The following is a 15203-nucleotide window of genomic DNA, read 5'->3' as shown; positions in this document are numbered from 1 at the left end:
CTGGGAAATCGACCGGACCATTGTCGCAAACTCCGCGACCAGGTTGCCGCCCGGTTGCCTCTCGATGGCCTACGCGCGCAGCAGCGCCATCGTGGTGGCCGCGGTTCGCTTCAGCAATTCGATGACCTCCGGCACCTTGATATCGATGGTCGTGACCACCGACGGCGGGTGCAACCAGCTGATTTCGAAGGTGGTCCAGCCGTCGCGCACCGCGAGAGTGACGCCCGTGTTCGGCGCGTGCTCGGTCTGCTTGCGGACGATATACGCCTCGTCGCCGAGCCCGTCGATCTTCGTGACGGCGTCGTCCGCGGCGAGGTCGGCCTGCGTCCAGGTCTCGAACCGCGCGGTGAATTCGGGACCGGGATCGGCCCGCTTGTGCACCAACGCGTTCGCTATCAGGGTGGTGTCGTCGGCCCGCTCGCCCTTTCCCGCCGGGGCCAGGCGGATCGTGCACGTCATCGAGTCGAGCGCCGGATGCAGCCGGGTCTGGTGCAGCGGGTACTTCAGCGTCGTCGGACTGGAGGGCGCCAAGGCGAATCCGGCGTGCACGTACGGCGCGGTGTCCGTGATGGCGCAGAGGTTGTCGACGTGGTGGTAGCCCCGCAGATCCGGCACCGGGTCGGCGCTGCGGCTGTCGGACACGGCGAGCACGCCGACGACCGCGAGCGTCGACACACCGACCACCGCGCCGAGCACCCACAGCCGCCCCCGGTTACCGCCCGGCTGCCGCCAGCGACCGAGCGGCTGCGGCGGCACCCGGCCGTCCGGGTACGGCCGCATCGGCCCGATCGGCGTCAACGGTTCGTGTAGCCATCCGGCGTTGCTGAGGCTCGGAGGCCTCTGACCAGCCGGTCCCATCATGGGGCGAAAGTATCACTTCGCCGGTGGCCACGCCGGACGTTCGGGTCAGGCTTGATCCGAACGCAGGCTCTCGGCCGCAGCGGTACGGCCGCAGCTATCCGCGCGGTCGGCCAGCCGAATGCGCAGTGCGGTAGGGATTTCCGGATGCACCTCGATCAACCCCTGCCACACCACATCTGGGGTGTCCGGTGTGAGCGCGGCGAGGAACTCGTCCAGTTTGTCCATCCCGTCGATGATCTCGAGCACTCGCGCGCGGCCGTCCGCGTCCTGCGCGAGCGCGATACCGACGAGGGTGTCGATGTTGTCGCTGCGCGAGGCGACCAGAACCGCGGCGAGCAGCTGGTCTGTGCTGAGATCACCGATGCACGAGGCGAGGATAGGCGTCGCCGAGTCGGGCAGCGCGTCCACCAGAGGCAGTGCCTGCGACCAGAGTTCGTGTTCGGCGGTGGTGTCGATCACCGCGCGGAGCACCTCGGGGTCCTGCATGATCGGCAGCCCGGCCATCCGGCGGCGGTCGGCCTCGGTCATGGCGAGCGCGATCGGCAGCATGGAGTTCCACAGGCCGGCCGTATCCGCTTGGGCGACAAGGTCGCCGAGCTCCTCGTCGGACTTGTCGGCCAGCCGCGCGGCCAGAATGGCGAGCTGCGACGGCTGCAGATGCACCACGAGCGGCAGCAGATCGAGCCAAAAGCCTTTGTTCAGTGCGGCATTCATGATCGAGGCGAGCACCGATTCCTCCTGTACCGCAGGCCTTTCGGCGAATGCGCGCAAGCTGTCCGCGTTCATCGCGCTGGTCACCGGCAGCAGCGAGTCCCAGGCGTCGAGCGTGCCGACCGCCTCGATCAGGCCGTCGAGCACCTCGCCGCCGAGCCCGGCGGCGATATCGCCGAGCGTGGCCCGATTCTCCTGGCCGACGCTGTCGAGCAGGTCGAGTCCCTCGGCCCACAGGTCTTGTTCGTGCGCGGCACGGATGACTCCGGCGAGCCGGTCGGTGACCAGCCCCATCAGCCGGTCCAACGCCGATTTGTCCTCCATGAGGAAGCCGATGCGCAGCAGATCCGCGTCGCCGAACACCGGCACCGCGGCCCGCATCGACTCCTCGGGCACCACACCGACGAACCGGCTCATCGTCACGTGGTCGTCCTGACGTAGCAGCTCGCGCGCCACCTCGACGACCAGCCGCGGCGGCACCGCTGCGATGATGTCGGCGGTGCGGCGCGGGTCGAGCTGAATCGCGGTCTCGGCCAGAAACTTGGCGGGCAGCGCCTTGGCGATATCGACCGCGCGGGCAGGTTCGACCGAACCGGCGACGGCCGCGCACAGCACCGGGCCGAATGCCCGCTCGGCGGCCTTGGCGCTGATCGCGGTGGGCACCAATTTCGTCGCTGCGGCAACGCGTTTCATGCGTGCGGCGTCACCGTTGAACAGTAGATCGGTGGCCCGCTCGCGGAACTCTCGAATCGCCTCCGGCGAAAGCCCATTGAGGAAGTCGAGCTCGGCGGGGTCGGAAATATCAAGCAGGCGTGCGAGTTTGGTGGTCTCGGCGCGAGCCATCAGCTGAGCACTCATAACCCGAGTGCTCGCTTCACAGTCGGCCGCATCAGCCGGGGAATGAGCTGGAGCGAGGACTCGACCGCCGCGCCGAGGCGCTCGCCGCGCGCGGTCACGGCGGTGCGCAGCAGGCGGTCGAGTTCGGCGAGATCGGAGTCGGTGAGCCGGTCGAACTCGTCGGGCAGTGGTGCGCCAAGTGTGCGGATCAGCGGCGTGGCTGCGTCCGGCATGGGATCTCCGTATCGGTATCGAGTTGTGGTCAGCTGCTGCGCGGGGTGATCGCGGCGTGGTCGGCCCGCATGTCATCGACGAAATTGGCGATCGCCTCGGCGACCAGCAGCGGCTCGGTCACCGGCAGCCAGTGGTCGGCCGGAACGGCACAGCGCCACAGCCGGTCCACCCAGCGCGTCGAGGTGTCGTAGATGGAGGCCGGCACGAACGGATCGGTGGTGTCGACGAGCAGTTGCACCGGCACCGCGGTGCGCCGCACCCGCGGCCGCCGCAGATGATGCAACAGGTTGGCCTGCGCGATCCGCCCACCCGCCATCAGATCCGTACGCCAGGTGCGCGCGATCCTGGCCGGCACCGGCGAGAGACCGCCGAGCCGTTCCACCAGCAGCGTGCGCACCCGCGGCGGGTAGAGCCTGCGCGCCACCGGCACCGGGCTGAGCGTCCAGCGCACACCGCTCAACCACCAGCCGATATCACCCGCATGCAGCCGGGCGTGTGGCGCGACGGCCCGCAACCACAGACCGAGGTGATCGAGATTCGGCCCGGAAATGGCTGTGAACGAAGCGATTCGGGTATTCGCCCGCGGATCACACACCGCCTCCCACAGCTGCACCGCACCCCAGCCGTGCCCGCAGGTGTGCACCGGCCGCTTCGGACTCGCCGCATCGATCACCGCGAAGAAGTCGGCGGCGAGCCGATCGAGCCGGAAGTCCGACAGCAGCGCGGGCGTTGCCGAACGACCGTGGCCGCGCACGTCGTAGGTGATCACCCGGAAGCCGTCGGTCAGCAGCGCGGCGACCGTGGCCCACACGCGATGGGTATCGGTGAGGCCGTGTACCAGGACCAGGGGTGCGGCGGCGGGGTCGCCCCATTCGTAGACGGCGAGTTCGGTGCCGTCGGCGGTCACCGTCCACTCCCGATCCGGGCGGGGCGTTTCGGTGTCGAGCTCGTTGGTCATTATTTGTTGCCTCGTTCGGGTGTGGGCTGCCGGACGGTCACGCGGTGGTCGGCCGGGCATCGGACACTGCGCATAGCTCGCTGGAACGAATCGACCCGTACCGGTAGTACGTTTTCTGATACTGACAGTACGAAGAAATGCCCGGGAACGGGAGAGCTACCGGCAGACTATGGCGCACCTCACGTCGGTATCCGTACCGGCGGTACGTGTAAGCTGCGGTCGTGCCTCGTCCCAGCGTCCGTTCGACGACCTCCCGTGCGGAGATCGTCGACGCCGCGATCCGGGTGATCGACCGGGACGGACCGCGGCCGAGCATGGACGACATCGCCCGTGAGGCAGGCATCACCAAGCCCCGCCTGTATCGCCAGTTCGCCGACAAGGCCGATCTCTACACTGAGATCGGCAACCGGATGGCCAAGGCCGCCGCGGCCGCCGCGGGCAACGACCTGACGCTCATGCTGCAGCCGCCGCGGACCGCGTTGCGCCGGGTGCTCACCGGATACGCCGACAGTATTCTGCAGCATCCCAACGTTTTTCGCTTCCTCGGCCAGGCGCAGGTGACCCAGCAGTCCGACGGAACGGTGCTGCAGTTCGACCTCGGCCGCGCGGCCTCGGACCGCTTCACCAGGCAGGCCCGCGACATCGCCGAGTCCATTCCGATCGACACCGCGGGCATCGACTACCTGTCCCGCGCGGTGGTCGGCGTCGTCGTCTCGATCACCGACCTGTGGCTGGCCGATTCGGCGCTGCCGCACCCGGACCGGACCGCCGAATTCGTCGACCAGGCCACCGAATTCGTCTGGGGCCTGATCGACGGCTTCCTGCGCAGGCAGGGCATCTCGGCCGATCCGGAGACGCCGATCTTCACCTCGCTCGCCGCCGTGAATCAGGCGCAACAACCCGCGAGCTGACCGCTGCCAGCACTTATCGGACCGAGCCATGCCCGTCTTGTTGACACACTGCCAATAGTGCGACAATCTGAGGACGATGACCGGCGTCGACGCCGGGGGAGCTGCGAGCAAAGGATCCGATGATGGCACGCGCCGCATGGAGTGACGACGAGGTCGAGGCGGTACGCGACCTGGCGAGGGCGTTCTTCGAGAAGGAGGTCGTCCCGCACGAGGAGAAGTTCGTCGCGCAAGGCCACCCCGATCGCGCGCTGTACAACCGGGCGGGCGAACTCGGCCTGCTGTGCACCGCTATCCCCACCGAATTCGGCGGTGGCGGCGGCACATTCGCGCACGAGGCCGCGATCATCGAGGAACAGTCCCGCGCCGGTGACGGCTCGCTGGGCATGCCGGTGCACAGCTCGATCATCGCGCCGTACCTCAAAGAATTCGGTTCCGCGGAGCTCAAGCAGCGCGTGCTGCCCAAGGCGGCCAGCGGCGAGATGGTGCTCTCGATCGCTATGACCGAACCGGGCACCGGCTCCGATCTGCAGAACATCAAGACCCGCGCGGTCCGCGAGGGCGACGAGTACGTGATCACCGGCTCGAAGATCTTCATCACCAACGGCTGGCTCTGCGACGGCATCATCATCGCCGCCAAGACCGACCCGACGAAGGGTGCGTCCGGCGTCTCGCTGATCTTCGCCGACGTGTCCGACGACACCCCCGGCTTCAAGCGCGGCCGCATCCTCAACAAGATCGGCGGCAAGGCCCAGGACACCGCCGAACTCTTCTTCGACGGACTGCGCGTGCCCGCCTCGAACTTGCTCGGCGAGGCCGAGGGCCTCGGCTTCTATCAGATGATGCAGATGCTGGCCCAGGAACGCCTGGTCACCGGCATTATCGCGGTGGCGATGATGGAAAAGGCGGTGCAGCTGACCATCGACTACACCAAGGGCCGCGAGGCGTTCGGCAAGCCGCTGTTCGCCATGCAGAACACCAAATTCGAGCTCGCCGAGTGTGCGACCCTCGCGAAGGTCAGCCGCACCTTCCTGGACGACTGCATCGTCAAGCACCTGCGCGGCGAGCTCGACATCCCCACCGCGGCGATGTCGAAGTACTGGCTCACCGATCAGCTGGGTATCGTGGTTGACCGCTGCCTGCAACTGTTCGGCGGCTACGGCTACATGACGGAGTATCCGATTTCGCAGCTCTACACCGGCGCCCGCGTCTTGCGCATCCTCGCGGGTAGCAACGAGGTGATGAAGGATCTCATTGCCCGGTCTCTCTGATACGACGAGCGAGACCGCGGGCGATGCGCCACGCCGCCGCCGGTTGGAACCCGACGAGCGCCGGGCCGAGATCCTGGCGTGCGCGATCGACATGTTCGGCGAGCGGCCGTACGCGGCCGTCTCGACCGCCGAGCTGGCCCAGCGCGCCGGGGTGGCCCGCGGTCTGATCAACCACTACTTCGGCAACAAGCGCGACTTGTATCTCGTGGTGGTGCGCCGGATGGTCACTCTGCCCAAGCTCGACGACATGATCGTGCCCACCGGCACCGAGCGCGAACGCGTCGAGGCAAGTGTGCACTGGCTGCTGGATACCATCGCCGAGCACGGCAGCACCTGGGTGAAGGTGACCAGCCACGAGGGCGTCGGCGACGACCCCGAGGTGCAGCAGATCCTGGACCAGGCCGACGACGCGGCGGCCGAGCGGCTGCTGCTGATGGTCGGCCTCGCCGATTCGGCACGCAGTGCGGCATTGCGCGCGATGGTCCGCGCCTATGGCGGGCTGGTGAAAGTCGCGGGCCGGGAATGGATCACCCGCGGCACGCTGACCCGCCCGCAGGTACACGAACTGCTCGCGGACATGCTGATGACCCTGGTCACCGAGTCGCTGCCGAAGGTGGACCGCCGGCGCTGACCGCACGCCGGTCCCGTTTGGTCTGCCGAATGAAGGTGGCTTTCGGTCTGTCACGACGTGTGAAGGGCGCTTTCGGTCGCTAGGTGAGCGCTTCCGGGGTGGGATCGCTGGGGGCGATGGGGTCGGCGCTGTAGCGGACCGGGCGCCGGTGGCCCGGCGCATGGCCGAGCCTGCCGTATTTCAGTTCGATGACTTCCTCTCGGCGATGCTCGACCAGCAGCGCGCCGATGCCGAGGATCCAGAGCGCGGCCGTGATGATCGCACCGGTCTGGGTCCAGTCGTTGAAGCCGTAGCCCGCGGCGGTGAGCGTGCAGGCCAGCGCGACGATGCCGAGCGCGCACAGAATCAGGCCGGGAACGTTGTAATTGTCGCCGAGCAGATCGCCGGCCTGGGCGTGCCAAGGCCGATTTTCGCGGCCGTCATCGGTGGTGCTACCGAACATGGTTCCTCCTGTGGAGTCAGCGCAAGATCAGTGACACATTCCGATCATCATGAACCTCCATCGGGGAAAACGGCTAGTAATTGACGTTTCAGATGATGTCGCGCCGTTCGGCCCCTATTGTGGGTCGGGATATCGGGGCGGGTCCGGGCAGTCCGAGGTTCCTGCACGGTTGTTGGTGTGGAGAGGGACCTGGCATGGCACGGGCGGATCGCCGTGAAAGTGAACGTTGGCCTGCGGCCGGGCAGGACGACCGGTGGCCTGCGGCGGGCGAAGAGGAACAGTGGGTCGAGCAGGAACCCGAGGAGCGGTGGCAGGAACCCGCGCCGAGTCGGCGTCGGACCGGTCGGTTGCGGGTGGAAATTCCGCCCATTGTGAATCCGTATGCGATTGTCGCGCTGGTGGCTGCGCTGGTCGGGTTGTTTCCGGTGGCCATCGTTTTCGGGTTCATCGCGTTCTCGCATCCGCGTGGCCGGGTGATGGCGATGTTCGCGCTGCTGATCGGTGTCGCGGAGGTGACGGCGCTGGCGGGGCTGGTGGTGGTGTCGGGAAACATGCTGCCGGACTCGCTGACTCGCGCGGACAAATCCGTGGCGAGCCTCTCGGCAACGGCGACAGTGAACCAACTACCTCAGCCGACGGCAACGGTCGCGCCGACTCCGGTAGCGACCACGACGGCGAGCCCGTCCACGACGAATCAGAGCAATCTGAAAAAGGGTGCGTCATGCACCGAGGGACAGGTCGGTCAGATCGGCAGCGGCGCGGACGGCGGCACACTGATCTGCCTCGGTTCGGGAAGCAGCTACCTGTGGGCGGGCCCGTACACGGTGTCCACCGTGGTCCAGCAGGCCGGGGCGAAATGCGATGGCACTGCGGCGAAGACGGGCCGCACCGCGGACGGCCGCGCGCTGGTGTGCGAACCGGCAACTCGCAGCGGCACCTGGGTGCTATGGACCGAGTAGCGGTGCCTATTCCTCTTTCTTGGCCCGACTCGGCTGCACGCGCGGCGGCTCGTTCGGCATCTTCGGATACTGCGGCGGCCACGGCGCGTCCATGAGACCCGACGCCATATCGCGTTCCGACATCTCCAGCAGCGGGGCAATGGATTGCGGTGCGCGATCGGCCCACGGGTCACCCAGTTCGGCCAGCCGGGCGGGCACGGTGGCGATGGTCAGTTCGTCCGGCACGACGTTGTCCAATTCGGACCAGGCGATCGGCGTGGAGACCTGCGCGCCGACCTTCGGGCGCACACACCACGCCCCGAAAACCGTTTTGTGCGGGGCGTTTTGGTTGAAGTCGACGAACACGCGGTTGCCGCGTTCTTCCTTCCACCACTGCGCGGTGATCTCCTCGGGGTGGCGGCGCTCCAGTTCCCGCGCCAGCGCGACGGAGGCCGCCCGCACCTGGTAGCCATCCCAATTCGGTTCCAGCGCAACGTAGATGTGCAGGCCGCGCGAACCCGAGGTCTTGATCCGCGACTCTATGCCCAACTCGACGAACAACTCTCGGGTGAGTACGGCGGCGTGCTTGAGGTCGTCGAAGGTGATGCCGGGGGAGGGATCGAGGTCGATGCGCAGTTCGTCGGCGATCTTCAGGTTGTCCGCCCGGTTGGGCCACACGTGAAAACCCAAGCAGCCCTGGTTGACTGCCCACAGGATGTGCGCGAGATCGTGCGCGACGAGCGCGTCGGCGGTGGTGCCGTTGGGCGTGGACACCTCGACGGTGTGCAGCCAGTCCGGCGCGGTTTTCGGCACCCGCTTCTGAAACCAGGACTTACCGGAGGCGCCGTCGGGATAACGCTCCAGCAGTAGCGGCCGGCCGCCGACCACATTCAGGAACGGTTCGGCCACCGACTGGTAGTAATGCACGAGATCGAGTTTCGTGTCCCCGCGTTTGGTGAAATACACCTTGTCGGGATTGCTGATGGTGACGGTCCGCCCGTCGGTCTCGATATCGACTGACGCAGTCACTGTGCCTCACTGAAGATCGCACTCAATTCCGCGGGCGGTGCCTCGTCGAGCTGAGCGTAGGTACACGATTCGGGTGTGCGGTCGGAGCGGAAGCGGACCAGCCTGCCGCCGTGGCGGAGCCGCCCGGACTGCACGTGTTCGTAGCGGACCTCGGCGACCAGTTCGGTGCGCAGCGCCACCCAGGACAGGTCTTTGCCGCCGGTCCAGCGGCTCACGCCGCCGGGCATCTTGCCGTCGGCCTTGGCCTGGGCCGCGGCGTCGGCCCATTCTCGCCACGGATGGTTTTCGAGGGCGTTCTCGCGCAGGGGCGCGAGTTCCTCGACGAGTTCCTTGCGCCTGGCCGCGGTGAAGCTGCTCGCGACGCCGACGTGGTGCAGGTGTCCCTCGTCGTCGAACAGCCCGAGCAACAGCGATCCGACTCCTTCGCCGTCCTTGTGCCACCGGAATCCGGCGACCACACAGTCGGCGGTGCGCTCGTGTTTGACCTTGAGCATCACCCGCTTGTCCTGCAGGTAGGCCAGGTCGTTGGCCTTGACCATGACGCCGTCGAACCCGGCGCCCTCGAACCGGGTGAACCAGTCCTCGGCGACCGCGGGGTCCTGAGTGATCGGGGTGAGGTGGACCCGAGCCAGCTCGGTATCCAGGATGGTTTCCAGCAGTCGCCTGCGTTCGGCGAACGGTTCCTCGGTCAGATCCTTGTCGCCGAGGGCGAGTAGATCGAACGCGACGAAGCTGGCGGGCGTCTCCACGGCCAGCTTGTTCACTCGGGAGGCGGCCGGATGCAACCGATTCTGCAGCGTGTCGAAGTCGAGGCCCTCATCGGTGACCACGACGATCTCGCCGTCCACCACACACCGGTCCGGCAGCGCCTTCTTCAACAGCTCGGCGACTTCCGGAAAGTACCTGGTCAACGGGCGATCATTGCGAGAGCCCAGCTCGACCTCGTCCCCGTCGCGGAAGACGATGCAGCGGAAGCCGTCCCACTTCGGCTCGTAACTCAGCCCCGCCTCGTGTGGCACCCCCGGCGCGGTTTTGGCCAGCATCGGTTTAACAGGCGGCATCACCGGTAGGTCCACGCTAGCCCGCCTCTCCGCGTATTCAGGCCAGACTCGACTGCCACACGAGCAGCGTTGGCGTCCGGCGGCGAGAATGTCGCCGAATTAGCCCGTCCCCGGCGAGTTACCCATGTACCCGCGAGACCAGCTCTTGCGTTGGATGGCATCACCGATAGGTCCACACGATCCTCCTCGGTTCGTCTGTCTCCAGTACCGACGGCGTGAAAGATCGAAACTCATCGGTACTTGCCGATGATCGTAAGCGCCGCATCCGACAAGATCATCGAAGTCGCGGATGCGGCGGCACGAGGCGTCCCTATACGTCCAGCCAGCCGTGTTGTTCGGCGAACAGGGTGAGCCGGTCGCGGATGGTGAGGATCTCGCCCGCGGTGAGGGCGGGGCTCGCGTCGAGGAGTAGCTCGGTGATCAGTCGTTTGTGTTCGGCGGCGTTGAGCTGGCCCGAGTTCGACCGGTGTTTGATTTTGTGCGGCACCGGCGGTGGACTCGGCTGGCCACCGACCACGCTCAGATTGACCGCCTTCGGCCCACGATCACCCTCTGTCATGTCGAATTCGAACACCCGCCCCTGCCGCAACTCGTCTTCATCCAGACCGATGTCGTTGACGTGCACGAATACGTCCGGCCCGCCGTCCTCCGGTCGAATGAACCCGAATCCCCGAGAGCTGTCGAACGACACCAATTTCCCGATGGACACCAACACCCGCTCCTCGTCGCGCCGTCGCTACCCGGTCACCTTAGCCCGCGTTATCGTCACTGTTGGACGAAAGCGCCTTTTGCAATGAATTGAAAACGGTGAGTCCCTGACCGACCATTCCGTTGACGAGTTCGCTCACGCCGTCCGGGCCGTTGAGCACGGTCAGATTCGCGCCCGCCAGCCCGTTCGAGGCCTGCTTGACGATTTCCGGCAGTTGTTCGATCAACAACTGGTCCAACGCGATCCGGTTGTTCGACGCGGCGGCCGCGGCCTGGATCCTGGTGCGGTCGGCCTCCGCCTCGGCCAGGATGCGCACCCGTTCCGCTTCTGCCTGAGCGGGTTTCACCACTTCGGTCTGCAGCTGTTGCTCGCGCAGCTCCGCGGTCTTGCGGGCCTGCTCGGCCTGCGCGGTCAGCACCTCCTGCAGCGCCATCGCCTCGGCGAGCGGACCAGCCTGTGCCGCTTCGGCATTCGCCTTGTCGATGTCGCGCTGATACTGCGCGCGCAGGATCGCGGTCTCGCGCGCATACTCGGCCTGCCTGCGCAGCGACTCCTGCTCCGCCTGCGCGGACAGCTGCGCCGCTTGCGATTGCGCGATCTGCGCGTCGCGCTGCACGGTGGCATTGTGCGGCGCGGCGAGTGCCTGAATGTAGCCGAGGTTGCCGTCATCGATCGACTGGATCTGGAACGAATCCACCCAGAGCCCGATATTGCCCATCTCCACTTTCGAGGCGACGAGTACTTCATCGGCCAGCTTCTGGCGTTCCCGGATGATCTCCTCGACGGTCATCGAGCCGACGATCGAGCGCAGATGACCGGAAAAAATACGGCCGGTGAGGACCGACATCTCCCTTTCCTGTTCGGACAGGAAGCGTTGCGCGGCATTCACGATCGAGGTGGTGTCGTTGGCGACCTTGAACGCGATCACCGCGCGGACCTCGAGCTGGATCGCCTGCTTGGTGACGCAGCGCTCCTTGATCTCGGCCTCGAACATGGCCAGCGACAGGTAGCTGACCTTGCGGAACAGCGGAACCGCCCAGGTGCCGCGGCCGATCACCACCTTGAACGGCGCGTTGTCCTTGCTCTTGGCGCCGCTGATCAGCATCGCCTCGTCCGGGTCGGGTACGTGGTAACCCAGCACGGTTGTCTCCCTTACGTTTTCAGATGGTTTCGGCCGGATCTGGCGTCAGCGGTATCCAGGGCACCACATCGACGATGCGCCCCGGATTGACGGTGATGACCAACACGGTTGTGCCCGCTGGAATCGCTTCGACGGCACGGGCGATGTACAGCTCCGTCCCCCCGCGAATTGCCACCAGGACCTCCCCGAGCAGCCCCGCGCCTCGGATCGGCGAGGTGAGCGTACCCGTCAAACCGACCACGGGGTCGCTCATCGCAACGATCTCCTCCCACTCGTATCCAGGCCCGCCACACTACGTCTCACACAGCACGTTTCGATATAGGAACGGTTCGGCGAACGTAACGCGATCGTTGTGACGACGGAATGCCCAGGTTGCAGGTGTGTGATCTCTTTCGATAGCACGCGGGTATGTTGCTTGCATGGGAGGACGACTCGCGTTGGTTGTCGGGTCCGAGTGTATGGCGCTGGGGGAACTGGGGTTCACCGGCGAACTCGCGACGGGTTTGTACGGGAGTCTGACAGAGGTCGGCGGGTGGCGCTCCGCCATCGACGACGACGGCCCGGTGCTGAATCCGACTGCGGCGCAGCTGGTCACGGCGGTGGACGCGGCTTTCGAGGCGGCCGGGCAGCGGCAGGCGACCTTGCTGCTCGCATTCATCGGGCACGGCGTCGCGACCAGCGCCGAGGACTTCTATCTGCTCGGGCATGACTCGCCCGCGGTGCCCAACTCGCACAACGCCTTTCATCTCACCCAGGAGATCAGGGAGCGGCTGAACCAGTCGGCCGTGGACGGTCTGGTGGTGCTGGTCGACGCCTGTGAAACCGGGCAGGGCGTGCTCGGTGCGGCGCGTCGGTGGACCGACCTGCTCGCGCAGTCGGCGGGGCGGATGGAGATGCTGGTCGCGGCGGGGAACGGGCCCGCGTTTTCGGGCTGCTTCACCCGGACCATGCTGTCCACCTTCGATGACGGGCTGCCGCTGCGCGGGGAGAACCTGCTGCCCGCAGACCTGGTCGACCCGATCGCCGGCGAATGCATTCATCAACAGCCGCAATATCTTTCGTTCACCTCGGGTGCGGTGTCGGTGGCGCACGGCGCGGACCCTGGACTCTGGTTGGTGCCCAACACCGCTCGGCATCGCGACGCCGTAAGTGGGCGCTCCGCAGCGGGTTTCGTCGATCAGCTGACGCGCGGGCTGCTGGTGACGCCCGATGTCCGTGAGCATCTGGACACGATCGTGGACGCGGGCAGTAATCGGCTGCGCGTGGTGATCGGCCCGGCCGGTGCCGGTAAGTCCACCCTGCTCGCCATGCTGATTCGGCCCAGCCTGGTGGAGGGCCTGGCGGTGACGCCCGAATACATCACCGCCGCGGTGTTTCTGACCGCCGCCAGCTCGATCGAGGCGGTCGCGGCCGAGCTGGCCGCACAGTTGAGCGCCCGGGTACCCGGCTTCGCGGAGGCGGCGCAGGCGGTGCACGTGCATCTGGCTCGAGACGAGTTCGACATCTTCGACCTATCGGTGCGGCACCCGCTGGCGCGGCTGTCGACCGCAGGCCGGCGGGTGACGATCGTGCTGGACGGATTGAACCAGCCGCAGGAAGGCACGCGGCGGCTGCTGATCTCGGCCATCGCGGATCTGACCCGCCGCCACGATCTGCGGCACGTGCGGGTCATCGTCGGCATCCGGGACGGCACCGGCGTCGAGGACGATCCCGCGCTGGCCCACATGTACCGGATCGACGTGGGCGAACCCGCCGCCGACGACATCGCCACCGTCGTCGGGTCGGCGCGCGGCAGCGGCGCGCCCGCCGATCCGGCGGACTGGGTGAACTGGATCCAGTCGCTGCTGATCGAAACGCCCACGGACGTCGAGGGACCGCACGTCGTCTCCGGCGGCTGGCTGCTGGCCAGGATGCTGCTCGAGGTGGCCTCGAGCATCACCGACGGTGCCGTCGCCGCCGGCATCGGGCTCGATCGGATCGTCGCGCTGCGAGTAGATGCGGCGCTGCGCGGGATGTACGCCGAAACATCCGGAGCGACAGGTACTTTCCTCAGCATCATGGTTGCCGCCGGTGTCGGGCCGGTGTTGCCGATCGAGCTGCTCGATGCGGCGCTGACGGCGCGTGGGCTCGACCTGCACATCGCCCGAATCCGAGATATGACAGTCGCTTTGGGGGCGCTGGTCACCCGCAGCCGCCCCGGCACCCCGCGTGAGTCCCTCGGCGTGACCCACGGCGCCCTGCTGCCCGGACTGCGCGCCGAATGCGCCAAGCTCGGCGCCGAACTCAAAGACGCGCACCGGGCCATCGTGACGGCCATCAAGCAGAGTCCCGGTGATCGTGCAGCTGACTATGCACGCGGCTCGGCCGTGCGGCATTGCCTCGCGTATCGGGACTCCGCCAGCGCCCTGCACTTCCTCGAGCTGTTGCAAACCACGAGATCCGCGGACAATCGGGACCTTTGGGCGGCCTGGGTGCCCGCGTTCGTCGAGACCTTGGGCCCCGACCACCCGGACACGCTGACCACCCGCAGCCGTGAGGCCTACCACCGCGCCGAAAGCGGTGATCTGGTCGGCGCGATCAGCGCGTTCGAGCTGCTGCTGGCCGACCGGCTCCGCGTGCTCGGCCCCGATCACCCGAAAACCCTTGGCACGCGCACGAATCTGGCCACCTACCGGGCCCGCTGCGGCGATTACATCGGTGCCAGAAGCGAATACAAGCGCCTGTTCGCCGACCAGCGCCGCCTGCTCGGACCCGACGACCCCGATACCCTCCGTACCCGAAACGATCTGGCGTCCAACCGGGCCGACCTAGGCGACCTCGTCGGCGCCATCACCGATTTCGAACAGCTACGCCTCGACCGCGCCCGGGTACTCGGTGCCGACGACTCGCAGACCTTGCGCACGCGCAACAGCCTCGCGTACTGGCACGGCGAGAACGGCGATTTGACCGCTGCCCGAACCGAATTCGAACAACTCCTCGCCGACAACCTGCGCATCTTCGGCCCCGACCACCCGGCCACCCTCGCCGCACGCAACAGCCTGGCCGCCTTCCGTGCGCGCAGCGGCGACCTCGCGGGGGCGGCCACCGAGTTCACCCACCTGCTCGCCGACCGCCTCCGCGTGCTGGGTCCCGATCATCCCGACACCCTCACCACCAGAAGCACTCTCGCCGACTACCGCGCCGACACCGGCGACCTCCCCGACGCCATCACCGAACTCGAACACCTGCTCGCCGACCGGCTCCGCGTCCTGGGCCCCGACCATCCCGACACCTTCGCCACCCGCAACGACCTGGCCGCCCGCCACGCCGAAACCGGCGATCTCCCCCGAGCGATCGCCGAACTAGAGGTCCTATTGGTAGCCGAACTCCGCGCCCTAGGCCCCACCCACGCCGCCACCATCCGCACCCAATCCACCCTCGCCCACTGGCGCGCCCAACTCGTGAAGTAGGGGGTCGGGACCCGTTTGTCGAA

The 15203-nt window shown here is 67.1% G+C and carries 15 protein-coding genes; 5 read left to right on the top strand and 10 right to left on the bottom strand.

Going from position 1 to position 15203, the window contains the following annotated elements; translation table 11 throughout:
• Nucleotides 1–69: 69 nt before the first annotated feature.
• Genes ACIBK2_RS25725 through ACIBK2_RS25710 form a run of 4 tightly spaced genes read right to left on the bottom strand, consistent with a single transcriptional unit; the run spans nucleotide 70 to nucleotide 3601 of the window.
• Nucleotides 70–861 (bottom strand): hypothetical protein, encoded by a 792-nt coding sequence (locus tag ACIBK2_RS25725; RefSeq protein ID WP_396970538.1) that lies wholly within the window; start codon nucleotides 859–861, stop codon nucleotides 70–72.
• Between the two features lie 45 nt (nucleotides 862–906).
• A complete protein-coding gene (locus ACIBK2_RS25720) occupies nucleotides 907–2430 on the bottom strand; it encodes a hypothetical protein (protein ID WP_396970537.1) in 1524 nt (507 codons plus the stop codon).
• Nucleotides 2427–2642 (bottom strand): hypothetical protein, encoded by a 216-nt coding sequence (locus ACIBK2_RS25715; protein WP_396970535.1) that lies wholly within the window; start codon nucleotides 2640–2642, stop codon nucleotides 2427–2429. The genes ACIBK2_RS25720 and ACIBK2_RS25715 overlap by 4 nt, the downstream gene beginning before the upstream one ends.
• A gap of 29 nt (nucleotides 2643–2671) precedes the next feature.
• Nucleotides 2672–3601 carry an alpha/beta fold hydrolase gene (locus ACIBK2_RS25710; RefSeq protein ID WP_396970533.1) on the bottom strand — a complete coding sequence of 310 codons (930 nt, stop codon included), beginning with the start codon at nucleotides 3599–3601 and terminating at the stop codon, nucleotides 2672–2674.
• Between the two features lie 221 nt (nucleotides 3602–3822).
• On the opposite strand from ACIBK2_RS25710, the gene ACIBK2_RS25705 reads away from it, so the two are divergent.
• The 3 genes from ACIBK2_RS25705 to ACIBK2_RS25695 all read left to right on the top strand — a co-directional run bounded on the left by ACIBK2_RS25705 (nucleotide 3823) and on the right by ACIBK2_RS25695 (nucleotide 6411).
• Nucleotides 3823–4512 carry a TetR/AcrR family transcriptional regulator gene (locus ACIBK2_RS25705; RefSeq protein ID WP_396970531.1) on the top strand — a complete coding sequence of 230 codons (690 nt, stop codon included), beginning with the start codon at nucleotides 3823–3825 and terminating at the stop codon, nucleotides 4510–4512.
• A 122-nt stretch (nucleotides 4513–4634) separates the two neighbouring features.
• On the top strand, nucleotides 4635–5780 hold the full coding sequence (locus ACIBK2_RS25700; RefSeq protein WP_396970529.1) for an acyl-CoA dehydrogenase family protein: 1146 nt from the start codon (nucleotides 4635–4637) through the stop codon (nucleotides 5778–5780).
• Nucleotides 5764–6411 (top strand): TetR/AcrR family transcriptional regulator, encoded by a 648-nt coding sequence (locus tag ACIBK2_RS25695; protein ID WP_396970527.1) that lies wholly within the window; start codon nucleotides 5764–5766, stop codon nucleotides 6409–6411. Before ACIBK2_RS25700 ends, ACIBK2_RS25695 begins: the two co-directional genes overlap by 17 nt.
• Nucleotides 6412–6490: 79 nt before the next feature.
• On the opposite strand, the gene ACIBK2_RS25690 is transcribed toward ACIBK2_RS25695, so the two are convergent.
• Nucleotides 6491–6853 (bottom strand): hypothetical protein, encoded by a 363-nt coding sequence (locus tag ACIBK2_RS25690; RefSeq protein WP_396970526.1) that lies wholly within the window; start codon nucleotides 6851–6853, stop codon nucleotides 6491–6493.
• 194 nt (nucleotides 6854–7047) lie between these two features.
• Here ACIBK2_RS25690 and ACIBK2_RS25685 point away from each other — a divergent pair, with 194 nt between their 5' ends.
• The gene (locus ACIBK2_RS25685) at nucleotides 7048–7812 is read left to right on the top strand and encodes a DUF4190 domain-containing protein (RefSeq protein ID WP_396970524.1); all 765 of its coding nucleotides are present in this window, start codon (nucleotides 7048–7050) and stop codon (nucleotides 7810–7812) included.
• A gap of 6 nt (nucleotides 7813–7818) precedes the next feature.
• On the opposite strand, the gene ligD is transcribed toward ACIBK2_RS25685, so the two are convergent.
• The 5 genes from ligD to ACIBK2_RS25660 all read right to left on the bottom strand — a co-directional run bounded on the left by ligD (nucleotide 7819) and on the right by ACIBK2_RS25660 (nucleotide 11984).
• The gene (gene ligD, locus ACIBK2_RS25680; RefSeq protein WP_396970522.1) at nucleotides 7819–8820 is read right to left on the bottom strand and encodes a non-homologous end-joining DNA ligase; all 1002 of its coding nucleotides are present in this window, start codon (nucleotides 8818–8820) and stop codon (nucleotides 7819–7821) included.
• On the bottom strand, nucleotides 8817–9896 hold the full coding sequence (locus ACIBK2_RS25675) for an ATP-dependent DNA ligase (protein ID WP_396970520.1): 1080 nt from the start codon (nucleotides 9894–9896) through the stop codon (nucleotides 8817–8819). Before ACIBK2_RS25675 ends, ligD begins: the two co-directional genes overlap by 4 nt.
• Nucleotides 9897–10191: 295 nt before the next feature.
• A complete protein-coding gene (locus ACIBK2_RS25670; protein WP_396970519.1) occupies nucleotides 10192–10596 on the bottom strand; it encodes a cold-shock protein in 405 nt (134 codons plus the stop codon).
• Nucleotides 10597–10630: 34 nt separating this feature from the next.
• A complete protein-coding gene (locus tag ACIBK2_RS25665; protein ID WP_379291586.1) occupies nucleotides 10631–11731 on the bottom strand; it encodes an SPFH domain-containing protein in 1101 nt (366 codons plus the stop codon).
• A 19-nt stretch (nucleotides 11732–11750) separates the two neighbouring features.
• Entirely contained in the window at nucleotides 11751–11984 is a 234-nt protein-coding gene (locus ACIBK2_RS25660; RefSeq protein WP_396970517.1) for a hypothetical protein, read from the bottom strand.
• A gap of 166 nt (nucleotides 11985–12150) precedes the next feature.
• Here ACIBK2_RS25660 and ACIBK2_RS25655 point away from each other — a divergent pair, with 166 nt between their 5' ends.
• Nucleotides 12151–15180 carry a tetratricopeptide repeat protein gene (locus ACIBK2_RS25655; protein ID WP_396970515.1) on the top strand — a complete coding sequence of 1010 codons (3030 nt, stop codon included), beginning with the start codon at nucleotides 12151–12153 and terminating at the stop codon, nucleotides 15178–15180.
• Nucleotides 15181–15203: the final 23 nt, after the last annotated feature.

Source organism: Nocardia sp. NPDC050175, from assembly GCF_044459885.1.
Classification (GTDB): Bacteria; Actinomycetota; Actinomycetes; order Mycobacteriales; family Mycobacteriaceae; genus Nocardia.
This window is presented reverse-complemented; position numbering and strand designations above follow the sequence as displayed.